This window comes from Klebsiella sp. BIGb0132 (genome assembly GCF_024810075.1).
Classification (GTDB): domain Bacteria; phylum Pseudomonadota; class Gammaproteobacteria; order Enterobacterales; family Enterobacteriaceae; genus Klebsiella; species Klebsiella terrigena.
In genome coordinates, this window is record NZ_JANUDW010000002.1 from 532095 (window position 1) to 546008 (window position 13914).

Below are 13914 nucleotides of genomic sequence, written 5' to 3' on the forward strand. Positions count from 1 at the left end.
TATTTGTCGGTTATTGCCCTTCTAAAAAGGGTGGCGTCGCTTCAGCATTACCTCAGCCTTGTCGGGCTTTTCAGCATCCCAATCAGTGCCATACTGCAGACCATGACCGCCGCTGCCAGTAACGCCATTGTCTGAAGGCCAACTCTCGTCGACACCAGGCCTCCGACAAGCGCGCCCGTACCGATTGCGGCATTGAAAATAGCGACGTAGACGGCTGATGCGGGCTGCGCCGTATTACCCGCGCTACGCAGCAGCCAGGTTTGTAAGCCAACGAACACGATGGCCATTCCTGCTCCCCAGATTGCAAGCAGCGTACCGGTGAACCCGATCGGAAGCGATGATCCACTCTTCATGCCCAGCATTCCCAGCGCGCCTGCGCTTAGCAGCAGTGACGTCATAATCAGTATCTTGAGATGTCGATCGATAAGTTTTCCGGCAATGATATTCCCCAGTAGGCCGGCGAGTCCTGAAATAAGCAGCAGAGCTGAAATGGTTGCCGTCGCTATCCCATGGGTCTGAGTCAGCAAGGGCTCAAGATATGTGAAGGCGGCAAAGTGGGCGGAAATAATGCAGGCCGTGGCGCCGAAGAGTGAAAGCAGCAGCGGATTTTTAAAAATCCCGACGTAAATCCTCAACCTCAGCGGCTGCGGCGACGCCAGCGCCGGCAGCGTCCAGAGCAACGCCACGGCGGTAGCCAATGAGAGCAGGGCTATCGCGGTAAATGCCAGCCGCCATCCAGCCTGGTTGGCAATAAAACTCGATAGCGGAACACCCAGTACGCTGGCCGCTGAAACGCCGGAAAAAATAACTGAGGTGGCAAGCCCCAGTCTATCGGCCGGAACCAGCTGTATCGCCACGGTGCCAATTAATGCCCAGAAAGCGCCGTGTGCGACTGCTCCTGTCATCCGTGCCGTCATAAACGTCGGCATGGTGTGTGACTGCGTCGCCGCCAGGCAGGAGAGCGCCAGAATCAGCATTAGCGCAATCAGCAGCGCCTTGCGTGAAAACCGGAGGGGATCGCACCGGCCAGTAAAGCGGTGTGAGTTCAACGGGTCGATGCAACGCTATCCTTGATCAAGGGGGACGTTTTGAAGGCAAATTCGTTTTTTTGCCTGGCTGGTTTTTTACCTCACCATTCATTAGGCATGCCACATCAGTTTTGTTAATCTTTCACGCTTATAACCAGAATGGATCTTAGAAAATGAGTGAGCAGTTAAAGATTGATATTCCAGCACAGGAAGGTCGGGGCTTTTGGGTTGCTAAGGGCCAAACGTTTCGTGTTATTGATCCAGAAGGTCAGCAGGTTGCTGACTTGTGGGCCATTTCTGTCGATGCTGGAGAAAAAGACTGGCTCAGCACATCACAGACACGAGACATAACGGAGCGATTATTTCCCGCCACCGGGGAATCTTTTTATAGCGAGAAAGGCAGACCCTTTCTTACCTTTGTGCAGGATAATTCACCGTGCCCGCACGATATGCTTTTTCCAGCGTGTAACCCTGGTCTGTACGAACGTGCTGGCCTCCTCGATCATCCCAACTGTCACGACAACATGCTTTCAGCACTTCAAAAGGCGGACATTGCGCTTCCTGTCGTCCCGGACCCGGTTAATTTTTTCCAGCGTTCTGAACCGCAGGCAAATGGTAAACTTGAGGTACTGGCTTCTGACAATCCCCCGGGAGGGAATGTGATATTGCTGGCAGAAACTGATCTATATGTCGTGGTTACAGCCTGTGCTGTTGACTTCCATCCGACCAACGGGGGCCATTGTACTGGCATCCAGATTATTGTCGATTGAGCTCCAGATAGTTCATTACAGAGCATGTACCTGCTTTTATACTATGCAGTTAGAATGCAAGTAGCCTTAGAGGCGCAATCATTCGAGGTCAACTGTGGAATTAATTCCTTATTTTCTATTTGCCGGTGCTCTCTTTTTAAATGCAGGGTTGGCTAAACGACTAAGAATAGTTGCGCTGGGGCTGGAGGCGCCTCGCTCAACTTTGCTAATCATGGCCTGACTGACGCCCGATCGTTGGGCAAGCTCCGTTACCGTCAAGCTGCGGGCCTTTCTGTGTTTAAGCAATAAACGCGCAATGTCGCTATCTACTATCTGATTTTTAGATGTTTTATCCATTTTTACCCTCACTTTTGCCAGTCTGATTATGCCATCACATAAATTGGGCTGAAATTAATGATTTTGTCAGTCTAAAAATTCAGGCTGTCAGGTCCGCTATCAGCAGAGGTTATGCGATGGTTCATGAGCGAGCATCCTGAAACCACATTTTATTGATTTCACCACTTTATGTGGAGGATGGCGATTTTCAGGAAGGAGTCGGGACGCGGGAAGTTGACCGGTAGTTGAAAAAAATACTACCGGGGGGCAATTCAGTTCTGGTCCACAGATCGCCAGACACTCACGCGTGTAGAGGTCGATGATCGTCAGCAGACGAAGCCGGAGGGGCTTTATCAGCAAGCTGACGGCGCTAGCGCAGCGTATTACGTCTCACCAGGCGCGCATCAAAAAGCTGGCTCCCCGGTTTTTTCCCGCAGGGAGAGAGCAGCCGTTCACAGGCGGCTTCCGCCATCTCGGCCAGCGGCTGTGCGAAGGTGGTGAGCTGATAGCCCAGCCAGCTGGCCTGCTCGATATCATCGAAGCCGATAACGCAGATATCTTGCGGAATATTCAGACCAAACTCGTGGCGAGCAGCGTCAATAAAGCCGCAGGCAATAAGGTCGGTGACGCAGAATATGCCGTCGGGGCGGTTTTCCTGGTTTAACAGTTCACGCGCGGCGAGGACTCCCGTCTGGTAGCTGGTATTGCCGGGGCGGATTAACGTCACCTCGCTACCGGCCTCTTCGGCAGCCTCAAGAAAGCGGGTTTCACGGACCACCATACTCGGCGAACGGGCGGCGGAGGAGACAATCGCCAGGCGCTGACATCCCGCCGTTATCAGATGATTAAAAGCTTCCTTCATAATTGAGCTGTAATCGAGATCGATATTTTCCGCATGAGGAAACTGGCCCAGGCGGTTGATCAGAATCACCTGCTGCCCGCTTTGCAGGCAGCGCTCAATCAGCGAGACGGGCGGCTTGCCCGACAGCACGATAGTCGCGGTAGAACGATAGTTCAGCGTTTTCTGCAACGCCTCTTTTGCGCTGGCTTCACCGTCATCGGTGTTGATCACCATCACCGCGCGCCCGGCTTTGTGCAGGCGCAGGGTCAGATGTTCGAGCAGACGCGATTGATAAGGGGAGGAAAGGTTGCCGCCGAGAATACAAACCGGGCGGCTGGCCTCCTTGGAGAGGCCGCGCGCCAGGTGATTGACGTGATAGTTCAGCGCCTCTGCGGCCGCGAGCACCTTGCTCCGGGTTTCGTCTGACACGCTTCTGCCGGGCGTAAACGTGCGCGACACCGCTGACCGGGAGACGCCCGCCAGGCACGCCACCTCGGTGGCGCTGGCGAAACCAGAATTTTTACTTTGGCGGCTATTGCTCATGGTGCTGTTCCGCTGTGGCGATGGCTCGTTCACGTATAATGGCATACTCGGCCAGGCGGGTTAGCGACGGCTTCGGCGTTTCATACCACTCTTGCGGATGGAGCTGGCGCTTATCGCGGATCAGGGCGATAGCGTCGTCGAGAGTGGGGAAACGTTGCGGGCACTCCAGGTGCATAAATAGCGCCACCAGCGCCACCGAGCGGCTGCGGCCGCCGCGACAGTTGACGAGAATATTGCCCCGTTTACGGTTGCGATAAGAGGCCTTGTCCGGGATCTGCTGTAGCAGCGCCGAACGCATTAGCTGATACCCCGCGTGGAGCATCTCCGGCGCGTTGCCGTCGCCGTCGACAAGCCCGAGCTTATAGTAGCGAACCGGGCCCGAACCGTGGGCGAGCTGGTGCGCCGCCACGCCGGGTTCAGGCATCGTGACCCAGTCGATATCGAGGTTTACCGCACAGTTAAGGACGATGCCGATATCATGCTCTGCCAGCTGCGCCGTGTCGCTCACGCCTTTGGAATCACCTATATAGATATTCATCCCCCAGCCGGGAAAATCTTCCGCGATCAGGCTGACTGGCGGACGCGGATAGCGCGCCTGCGGCGACTTTTCGGCCGCCGCAGGCAGCGGCGCGCCGGCGAGCGGAATGCCCGTCGCATGGGACAGTTTGTCAGCAATGCCTGGCGCGGCGGCCAGCACGGGAATACCGCGGAAAATGGCCTCGGCGTTATCGGGAAGGTTGCCGGTCTGGCCGCCTGCTTCGCGCACCAGCAGCAGCCCGGCCAGGCAGTCCCAGGCGTTCATATGAATTTCGGCGTAGCCGTCGGTGCGGCCTTCGGCTACCCAGGCCAGCGCCAGCGCGCCGGAACCGCCGCGGCGCACGCTGGCACCAAGATTAAGAATCGCAGCCATGACGTCCAGGTAGTGGCGCTGGCCGTGGCGAGAAGACCAGCCCAGCTCCACGCAAGCCTGCTGCGCGTCGGTAATGGCGTTACAGCGCAGCGGCTGGCCGTTTTTCAACGCGTAATGGCCGCGGCGAGCCAGGTAGAGCTCCTGGCTTACCGGGTTATAAATAGCGCCCAGCTCGGTGATGCCGTGGTGAACCCAGGCGATGCAGACGCAAAAATGGGCAATACCGCGGGCAAAGTTGGCGGTGCCGTCGATCGGATCGACTACCCACAAACTCTCCGCGCTGGCGGGCTGGCTGGCGGTCTCTTCGCCGAGGATCAAATCGTGAGGGAAGGCTTCATTAATCTCATCTGAAATCAGTGCTTCAACGAAGGTGTCCGCCTCGGTCAGGATATCCTGATGACCCTTCAGTTCATATTCGCCCGCTTTGCGGGTCTGGAAGAAGCGCAGGGCGGTATCTCCGGCTTCGACGATAATACGTTTGAGAGTCGCTGCGCGCTGTTCAATATCAATAGTGGTCAAGGTGTGCTGCCCGTTATAAATGAATGAGGTGTTGCCCGGTTAGGTTGTCTGAACCTATTTCTTGTAGTTCAGGCTCCAGAGATCCTGCCAGTCCTGGCGGCTATCCCAGTCTTCTTGTACCGTGGTGGTCAGGTACACCATTAGTTCGCCGCGATATTTTTCAATGCCGGATGCCTCATCGGCCGGCAGTTTTACCTGCTGGTTGGTGGACATTTTGCCGTCTACGCCCTGCGGCGCGATCCCGTCGGCGCTCAACAGATAGTGGATAAACAGCTTCGCGCTATTCGGGCTTTTGCTGCCGGTGGCAACCACGCCGAGGCTCGGGTAATTCCAGCCGATAAACGGTTTCAGTCCATTACACAGGCCCAGCTTCGTGCCCTGCTTGTTGTCGCGGAATTTGGCTGTGGACACCAGGCCGACAAAGTCGGTTTTACTGTCTGGCGCGCCGATGGCGGAAGCAGCGTCGTTATCTGAATGAGTCAGCAGTACACCGTTGCCCGCCAGCGCTTTGACAAAGGCTGCCGTGGCAGATTTTTCATCGGTTTGTAGCGGCTTGCCGAACTCCTGCTGATAGGCGTCACGAATCTGCTGGTCGTAGTGGGTTTCCATCTGGCTGAACCAGTCGGTGTAAGCCGGTTTGCCCGTCGGGTCCTGCATTGCTACGCGTCCGCGCCATTTAGGTTCCGTCAGCTGCCAGAGGTTGGTAATCGGGCAGGTGGCGTGATGTTCGGTGTTATAGGCGAACACGTTGGGGGCTAACACGACGGTCAGCGGGTTTTGGTTGCGGGCGGCAATGCTGCCCTTGAGATCGTCCGGTACCCAGCTTTGCACATAGCCTTTATTCAGCAACTGAACCATTCCCGCAGGGGCATCCTCAATGATGGCAACGTCGGTCCGCACGTTTTTGGCCTGCGCCTCCCGGCTCATAATTTCAATAATCTGCGGGGCATCGGCTTTTACGCCGCTGGCCTTTAGCCCATATTTTTCGCTGAAGGCCTTCGCCTGCTGCACGATCTTACCGGTGGAGGCGTAAACCGTCATCGGCTGCTCCTGCTTTGCTGCGGCGATCAGCGCCTGCAGATCGAAGGTGTCGGCCTGGGCGAGGGGGCTGCTTACTAGCGCGGCGGCAATCGAAACGGCGGCCAGATTATGCTTCATGGTAGTTCCTCAAAAGTCAGTATGCGGTTAATTCATGGAGAAATCGTGACGCAGCCCGTTGCTATTAAAGAAGTGCAGGGAGGCGGTCGGGAGCTGGCAGTGAACCTGCTGGCTAACCTGCCAGCGCGGGCGCAGCTGCGTGGAGTGGAACAGACGATCCTGTCCGGCAATCAGTTCAATCACCCAGCTTCCGCCGGTAGGCATAATGTTATCGATGGTCATCGGGATACCGTTGTTATCGGGTTCCTGGCTGAGAACGATCTCTTCCGGACGAATGCCGCAGTGCCGGGTTTGTTCATGGAGGGTGAAGCGCTGCTGTAGATGCTGCGCCAGCCCGCTGGATGGCTGATGGAGCGGGATCATATTCAGGCGTGGCGTCCCGATAAACTCGGCCACAAAGCGGTTCGCCGGGGTCGCGTAAATCTCATCCGGCGTACCGACCTGCTGCATATGTCCGGCGCTCATCACCGCAATGGTGGTCGCCAGGGTCATGGCTTCCCACTGATCGTGGCTGACAAACACAATGGTGGTGCCAAAGGTTTCATGCAGACGGCGCAGCTCGGCGCGCATCTCCAGGCGCAGCGCAGCGTCCAGGTTGGAGAGCGGTTCATCCAGCAGCAGCACGCCGGGATTAACCGCCAGCATGCGGGCGAGGGCGACGCGCTGCTGCTGGCCGCCGGAGAGCTGTGCCGGATAGCGCCTGGCGTAATCGGCGATGCGCAATTTTTCCATCACATCCTGACAGCGGGCGATGCGCTCTTTGGCGGGAATTTTCTGCAAACGCAGGCCAAAATCAACGTTCTGCTCCACGGTCATGTGCGGCCAGAGCGCATAGCTCTGAAAGACCAGGCCGATCCCGCGTTTTTCCGGCGGGACGTAGATGCCGTAGGCTAGTGAGTCAACAATCTTATCGCCAATAGCAATCTCCCCGCCGCTGGCGTGCTCAATGCCGGCAATCATGCGCAGGATCGTGGTTTTTCCGCAGCCGGATGGCCCCAGAAGGCACATAAACTCGCCGTCTTTTACCGTCAGGTTGATACTATTTACCGCCGGGGTATCGCTGCCCGGATAGGTTTTTGTCAGATTATTTAAGTGAATCGTCGGCATTTTATTTCTCCAGACCCTCAGCAAGACCGGTACCGGTGATCTTCTGGATCATCAATGTGCCAGCCCATGAAATCAGGGCGATCATCAGCACCACGGCATTGGCCGCCTGCTGGTAGTTGTAGTCAATCAGGCGCAGGGACCAGGTGGTCAGGACATCCGTTGCGGGAGTCGCGAGGATGACGAACAGGCTGACACCCTTGATGCCTGAGATAAACGGCAGCAGTATTCCTGTTGCCAGCGGTGCGGCCTGAATAGGAATAACGATGCGGCGGATACGGGTGAACCATCCGGCGCCGGCAATGCGCGCGGCTTCCTCGGCTTCTTTACCTAGCTGGGTCATCGCGGCAATACCGGAGCGGCTGGCGTACGGCATTTTTTCCGCAATCAGCGCCAGTACCAGCAGCAGCGGCGTGCCGTACAGCGCCGGAACCGGCCCGCGAGCGACCGCAAACAGCGACAGAAACGCGGCGGCAAAGGCGATGCCCGGTACAAGATAGGGCAAAAAAGTCAGCTGGCGCAGGAAGGAAGAGAGCCAGCGGAAGTGGCAGCGCATCACCGCGTAGCCAACCAGCAGGCCGAGAATACCGCAGACGATGGACGCCGAGCCGACGATCAGCAATGTATTCCATACCGTCTGCCAGAACTCGGCCGTAAGCAGAATGCCGTTACGCAGGGCCACGGTATCGAGGTCATGACCAATCCAGTAGGCGAGGGTGAAGTTATCGGCGGTAAAGCGGCCGGGCAGCGTCATTATCGTTGACAGGAACAGGGTCAGAAGCGGAATCGCCACGCCCAGCAGGACGAACAGCAGCGGTAGCCCGGCAGCGGCGATGCGCCAGTGTCCCAGGCTGCGGCGGCGCTCCATGGTGCCCTTGCCGCCCACCGTAACGAAACGACGGGCCTCGCGCAGCATTTTCATATCCAGCATCAGGGTCAGCATCCCCATCAGCATAATCACCGTGGCGATCACCGCCGCCACGCCGGATTGGCGGGTGCCAATCGCCCGGTACAGTCCGGTGGACAGCGTATCGAAATGCACCGGCAGGCCGAGGATATAGGGCAGGGCGAACTCGCCGACGCAGTCGGCGAAAATCAGCAGGGCGGCGGAGAGCAGCGCCGGACGAACCAGAGGGATAATAATTTTAAAGGCAATAACGTGACGTGAAGCGCCAAGTACCTGGGCGCACTCTTCCATCTGGCTGTCCATGCGTTTTAGGGCGTTGCCGACGATCAGAATAACCAGCGGCGTGTAGTGGAGGATCATAATGACGACGATCGGGAAGTAGCCATAGGCCATCCAGTCCGGGGTCTGCACGCCCATCGCTTCCAGCCATCCCGGCTGTCCCCCGATGGCGTGGTTTTTGAAAATGGTGCTCCACGCCAGCGCGAAGGTCCAGGAGGGCAGCATAAACGGCACGATCAGCAGGGTAGAGAACCCTTTTCTGCCGGCGATATCGGTACGGTTGATGAGCCATGCCAGCGCGATGCCGATGACCAGCGCGCCGGTCACGGTCGTCAGGGCGATGGCCAGAGTGTTGAGCAGCGGGGTCCAGAGCAGCAGATCGGACATGCGTGAAGTCAGCGTGCGCAGCAGGTACCAGGAGGTCAGCGCGCCTTCCGTTGTCCCGGTACGGCCCTCATCGCCGCTTTGCACCAGGACCGCGTTCAGCAGCACGGAAACAACGGGTGCCAGGATTATCCAACTGAATAAAATCAGCAGCAGTACGGCCAGCAGATTGGCGGGTTCCTGGCTGACGATCGACAGTTTGTGGCGGAGTTGAGGCCATGCGGTATGGCGGCGAGCTTCGGGTTGGTAAGCCACGGGGTTATCCCTTGCAGTGAAAGACTGAGTGGAATATATCGGCGAAATGTTACAGTTTTGCGAATTTCTTGCACCTATGTGCAAATATTTTCGCGTTTATTTTATCCCCCCGAACGTGACGGGGGGATTGAGTACTTCAGACATTTTTCCGTGCCATCAGCGGAATTTACGACTGTCGGTAAGAGGCGGGAGAGTGCATTTTTCAGGTGAATTGCGCGTTACCGGAATACGGCTAAATCCTTGCCGTCATCGACCAGGTTTTTCTCTGCCAGCTGGATGAATTTATTCAGCGGACACAGCTCACCAATAGCGGTTTCATGGCATTCAGAGGATTTAAACTCAGCTGTCGGCAGCGGGTTCTGCGCGTTCAAGGGTGAAAGTTGACGCCACTGATCTAATGTTCTGGCGCTAAAGGTCAGGTGCACCATTTTTTCGCCGGTCAGTTTATCAAGATAACGTTCCATAATCAGACTGCCGCCTGGCGGAATATCATTGCGCGGATAAACCGGTAGCTGCCAGTTAAATCCAAGCATGGTTTGAATTTGTGAGATATTGCTGTCATGGCCGACCAAAATAACCAGCGGGCTTTTCAGTTCGATACTTTTTGAACCTTCGCTATTATCAGCCAAAGCTCCAATTAGCTGGCGCATTAACAGCGAGCCGCCGTGGCTGGCATATTCTGGGGTGTTGCTGACCAGATTGTATTTTTCCGCATGCAGGGCCATTAAATTACTCACCTCTTGCGCATTTTTCGCATGCCCGAATGCCACCTGAGATAACGGCAGGTTTTCGCTATATTGCAGACGAATAGTTTCGCCAATCGAAGAGCCTTTTGATACCGGGCCGCTTAATTTCGCTTTGCCTTTGTCATTTATTTTAACGACCCACTCTTGATCCAAAAATTCGCAGCTTTTACCGTCTTCAGCGCACACCGCGCGGCGTAAATCCGCCACCGCTTGTGCGTGCGTTTTTTGCGCCTGCTGCGAAGAGCCGGTTCTTTCTCTTACCTGCTGATAGATGAGCTGCTCATTCGGTTTGGCGATGCCCATTTCAATGGTATCAAATAATGGGTCGAACTTATTCGCCGAGACGTGAGTGACCATTCCGCAGCCGGGGAACATCCCGTCAAGCAGCGCCGCTCCGGTTGCTTTAGTTCGCTGATCCGGTGCCGCCCAGAGCCATACTTTTCCCGATTCCGGGCAGGCCGAACCAGCGCCGACCGGCAGGCCGCGAGATTGCCATTCAGCCAGCTGGTAAGCGCCCTGCGTCAACATTCCCGCATAGCCATGGCCGGTTAAAAAGCCGTCAGGTACGTTCCATTCGGGCCATTTTTTCCCTGTGGCTTCCTCCAGGCTGGCGGTATCCGTTTGCGGGCGAACGCCGTGACGGCTAAGCATCACCACCTTTTCCAGCGTGTAGCGAGCGCTATCCGGTGATGCGGCGTGGGAGGCGGGAATCAGGCTGAGAGTTATGCTCGCCAGCAGCAGATTCAAGGTCAGTAATTTTTTCATTTTAGCTCCTGGAGATGATTAAAATTTGTAGTTCATGCCGACGATATATTCTGTCTGGCGTTCGGATGAACTTTTCGATACAGCCTCGTTTTTAACCCCAATATAGGGTGAGAAATGTTTGGTAAGCTGATAGCTAACTTCGACTTCATGCTCGGTATTATAGCGTTTTTTATTATATAAATTCTCATTGCCATGATACCAGGTGAGCGTATAGCCCAGATCGAACTTGCCAATTTTTTGCGATATTTTGCCTTCAACACGGTCAACGCGCTTGGTTGGTTTCTCATCCCGATCGCTTATTTCCTTACGGTAGCGAAGAGACAGTTTTGTTTTATCAAACAGGCGATGCTTAAATTTAATCGAAGGTTTGTATTTTTCCTCATCATCTTTAATGGTGAAAGACATGCCCGGTTCAATGCTAAACCGATCGGTAATGTCCTGGTTATAGTTAATTTTGAATTCTTTTTCGCTAAGCTTTCTTTTGTCGAAGAAATTACCCGCGTCGCCGTTAGCCTTCTCAATAGGGTGAAATTTAAGCTTGGTGCCAATTCCGATACCTGATTCGAAATCATGAGATATTTCAAGTTCGTCCGTGTGCTCTTTGGAAATATCCTCGTATTTATGTTCGTAGTTTAACTCCAGGGCAAGCGCGGAGTGTGATGTCAAAATGAATCCCGCGCCTGCCATAACAGGTAATATAAGTTTATTAAACATGGTATTTCTTTTTTTAGTTAACCAGGGAAGCCCGAAATTTACGGAGGGTATGTTTCATTTAAATTTCAGTTTTAATCAACTTTTGTGTCAGTAATTATTTTTATAAATGCTTTTGGTATTTGTCAGGCAAAAAAACAGATGATGATATTTGCAAGGTATTTGCGTACGGTGAAATATATTGCACACCATCAACCATCATCAGAGCAGCAGAAGATTGTGACAGACGAAAAATTGGCAAAAAAAGTGGGGCATCGCCCCATTTTTCTTCCCCTGTGGCAGACCGATTAGCCAAAGCCCATGTGATAAATGCCCTTAACCTGGTCGTCTGGTGCTTGTGAGGTGGGTAGATGATATTCATCTCAACCGGGGTCTGGACCATTCTGGCAGGATGAGTTCCAGCTCGTCGTGGTTGAAGATGTAAGCTGCAGGAGTGCTATCCGGTCGTTTTCTCTCAACAACAATAAACAGAGATAAAAAATCCACGCCAGGCGTGGATTTTAAAGAAAGCTGCAGAGCAGGGGGTTAGCGTTCACGCCTTGCCATCAGCAGCGCCAGGTCGACGAGGCGATTAGAGAATCCCCACTCATTGTCGTACCACGCCAGAATTTTGACCATATTGCCGCCAATCACCAGCGTTGACAGACCGTCGATAATGGAAGAGCGCGGATCACCCTGGTAGTCGCTTGAGACGAGGGGTTCATCGCTATAGCCGAGGATCCCTTGCAGCGGTCCCGCGGCGGCGGCTTCGCGAAACGCATTATTGACCTCCTCTGCCGTCACATCCCGCTCAAGCGTTACGGTCAGGTCGACAATGGAGACCACCGGAACCGGTACGCGCAGCGAGTAGCCGGTTAAGCGGCCATCGAGCTCGGGAATGACTTTGCCGAGCGCCTTCGCGGCACCGCTGGAGTAAGGCACAATCGACAGTGCCGCAGCGCGGGCACCACGAAGATCTTTTTCCGGCTGGTCGTGCAGCGCCTGGCTGTTGGTGTAGGCGTGGGTGGTATTCATCAGGCCATGCTTAATACCGAAATGCTGGTGCAGAACCTGCGCGGCAGGCGCCAGACCGTTGGTGGTGCAACTGCCGTTGCTGACCACGTAGTGCTTATCCGGGGAGTAGAGGCCGTCGTTAACGCCCATCACGATGGTTAAATCATCATTTTTACCGGGGGCGGAGATAATCACTCGCTTTGCGCCACCGCTATGGATATGCACCGCCGCCTTGTCGCGATCGGTGAAGAAGCCGGTGGCTTCAATGACGATATCGACTTCACTCTGACGCCACGGGATGTTGGCCGGGTCGCGTTCGCTGAACACGGTAATGGGATTACCGTCAACCACAAGCTGCCCCTCACCGGCGATGACATCGGCGTCGAGCTTGCCGAGCAGCGAGTCGTATTTCAGCAGATGCGCCAGCGTTTTACTGTCCGTCAGATCGTTGATTGCCACAATCTGAATATCCGGATTACCCAGCGCGGCACGCAGTACGTTGCGTCCGATACGGCCAAAACCGTTAATACCGACCTTTACCATGATCAACTCCTTATCTGTTGTCTCTGCAGGTAATGTAGGCCGGTCGCCAGTTGGCGTAAATGACAAAAAAGGATCACTTTACGCCATTTTACGGCAGTGAAAGCGCTGGCGATATTCACCCGGCGTCAGGTGAAGCTGTTTTTCAAATAGCCGTCGCAGGTTAATGCTGCTGCCAAATCCGCATTGTTCGGCGATGCGATCCAGCGTCTCGTTGGTCTGCTCCAGACGCTGGCGGGCAGCGGCCAGGCGGGCCTCGGTGACGTAGCGCGCCGGCGATGCGCCGGTTTCCCGGGTAAACACGCGGGTGAAGTTACGCGGGCTCATGGCGACTCTTGCCGCCAGCTTTTCCACGCTGAGGTCGGCGGTGAGGTTCTCGAGAAGCCAGGCCAGCAGATCGTTAATCGGGCCCAGGGTGCTGGTCTGCTGAAGGTTGTAGCGGCTAAACTGCAGCTGGCCTCCGGGACGCCGCAGGTACATGACGAAGTCCTGGGCGATGTCGCGCGCAAGGCTGAAGCCGTAGTCCTCTTCAACCAGCGCCAGGGTAAGGTCAAAGCCGGAACTGACCCCGCCTGATGTCCAGATATGCTCGTCCTGAACGTACAGCGGACCGCCTTCGACGCGCACCTGAGGAAATTCTGTCTGCAGGGTTTCCAGTAGCTTCCAGTGGGTGGTGGCTCGTCTGCCGTCCAGCAGCCCGCTTTGCGCCAGCAGCATCGCCCCGCCGCAAATGGATGCAATGCGGCGGGCATGGGGGGCGGCAAGGCGCAGCCAGTCCACCACCGCAATCCCTTCCTGCGGGTTTTGACCTCTGCCGGTGATAATGATGGTATCGAGAGGCTCGCGAGGGTCTATCTCATGCAGGCGATGATCCGCCAGTAGATTTAAACCCGACTGACCATGGATAACCTGATGCGGCTGGGTTGTCGCTAACTGAACCTGGTAACAGGCGTCCGTAGCGCCTTCCTGATGCAGGCGGTTGGCCTGCATCAGGATGTCGGCAATACCGGCGGATTCAAACAGCATGCCGCCATCGGGGACTATAATGAGTATCTTCTTCATGTCCTGAAAAGTAATCCTTTTACAGAATAAGTCAACAGAACATATTGAGCTGATACCGCCCGGTAGTACATTAGCCTCTATCAA

11 protein-coding genes and 2 pseudogenes are annotated in these 13914 nt (G+C 55.4%); 2 read left to right on the forward strand and 11 right to left on the reverse strand.

What is annotated here, in order from left to right; all coding sequences use genetic code 11:
- Positions 1-47: 47 nt before the first annotated feature.
- Positions 48-1036 (reverse strand): annotated as a pseudogene (locus M2416_RS09435) (MFS transporter); the annotation flags it as partial.
- A gap of 165 nt (positions 1037-1201) precedes the next feature.
- Between M2416_RS09435 and M2416_RS09440 the strand changes: the two are divergent.
- Positions 1202-1798, forward strand: coding sequence for a DUF1989 domain-containing protein (locus M2416_RS09440; RefSeq protein WP_076947475.1), 597 nt, complete (start codon positions 1202-1204; stop codon positions 1796-1798).
- Positions 1799-1945: 147 nt separating this feature from the next.
- Here the strand turns inward: M2416_RS09440 and M2416_RS09445 are convergent.
- From M2416_RS09445 to M2416_RS09480, 8 genes and pseudogenes are all read right to left on the reverse strand, one after another.
- A pseudogene (locus M2416_RS09445) lies at positions 1946-2134 on the reverse strand (helix-turn-helix domain-containing protein); the annotation flags it as partial.
- A 349-nt stretch (positions 2135-2483) separates the two neighbouring features.
- Entirely contained in the window at positions 2484-3497 is a 1014-nt protein-coding gene (locus M2416_RS09450) for a LacI family DNA-binding transcriptional regulator (protein ID WP_259223501.1), read from the reverse strand.
- Positions 3487-4926, reverse strand: a complete 1440-nt coding sequence (locus M2416_RS09455) for an inositol monophosphatase family protein (protein WP_259223503.1) — start codon at positions 4924-4926, stop codon at positions 3487-3489. The genes M2416_RS09450 and M2416_RS09455 overlap by 11 nt, the downstream gene beginning before the upstream one ends.
- A gap of 54 nt (positions 4927-4980) precedes the next feature.
- The gene (locus M2416_RS09460; RefSeq protein ID WP_259223504.1) at positions 4981-6084 is read right to left on the reverse strand and encodes an ABC transporter substrate-binding protein; all 1104 of its coding nucleotides are present in this window, start codon (positions 6082-6084) and stop codon (positions 4981-4983) included.
- A 27-nt stretch (positions 6085-6111) separates the two neighbouring features.
- A complete protein-coding gene (locus tag M2416_RS09465) occupies positions 6112-7191 on the reverse strand; it encodes an ABC transporter ATP-binding protein (RefSeq protein WP_076947479.1) in 1080 nt (359 codons plus the stop codon).
- 1 nt (position 7192) lies between these two features.
- A complete protein-coding gene (locus M2416_RS09470) occupies positions 7193-9013 on the reverse strand; it encodes an ABC transporter permease (RefSeq protein WP_259223506.1) in 1821 nt (606 codons plus the stop codon).
- A gap of 218 nt (positions 9014-9231) precedes the next feature.
- Positions 9232-10524 (reverse strand): histidine-type phosphatase, encoded by a 1293-nt coding sequence (locus M2416_RS09475; RefSeq protein WP_259223507.1) that lies wholly within the window; start codon positions 10522-10524, stop codon positions 9232-9234.
- A gap of 18 nt (positions 10525-10542) precedes the next feature.
- Entirely contained in the window at positions 10543-11238 is a 696-nt protein-coding gene (locus M2416_RS09480; protein ID WP_259223508.1) for an oligogalacturonate-specific porin KdgM family protein, read from the reverse strand.
- Positions 11239-11322: 84 nt separating this feature from the next.
- Here M2416_RS09480 and M2416_RS09485 point away from each other — a divergent pair, with 84 nt between their 5' ends.
- Positions 11323-11526 carry a hypothetical protein gene (locus M2416_RS09485; protein WP_259223509.1) on the forward strand — a complete coding sequence of 68 codons (204 nt, stop codon included), beginning with the start codon at positions 11323-11325 and terminating at the stop codon, positions 11524-11526.
- 234 nt (positions 11527-11760) lie between these two features.
- Here M2416_RS09485 and gap read toward each other — a convergent pair whose 3' ends face one another.
- Both gap and M2416_RS09495 read right to left on the reverse strand, forming a co-directional pair.
- Positions 11761-12771, reverse strand: a complete 1011-nt coding sequence (gene gap, locus M2416_RS09490) for a type I glyceraldehyde-3-phosphate dehydrogenase (RefSeq protein ID WP_076947483.1) — start codon at positions 12769-12771, stop codon at positions 11761-11763.
- A 78-nt stretch (positions 12772-12849) separates the two neighbouring features.
- Positions 12850-13830 carry a GlxA family transcriptional regulator gene (locus M2416_RS09495; protein ID WP_259223513.1) on the reverse strand — a complete coding sequence of 327 codons (981 nt, stop codon included), beginning with the start codon at positions 13828-13830 and terminating at the stop codon, positions 12850-12852.
- Between the last annotated feature and the right edge of the window lie 84 nt (positions 13831-13914).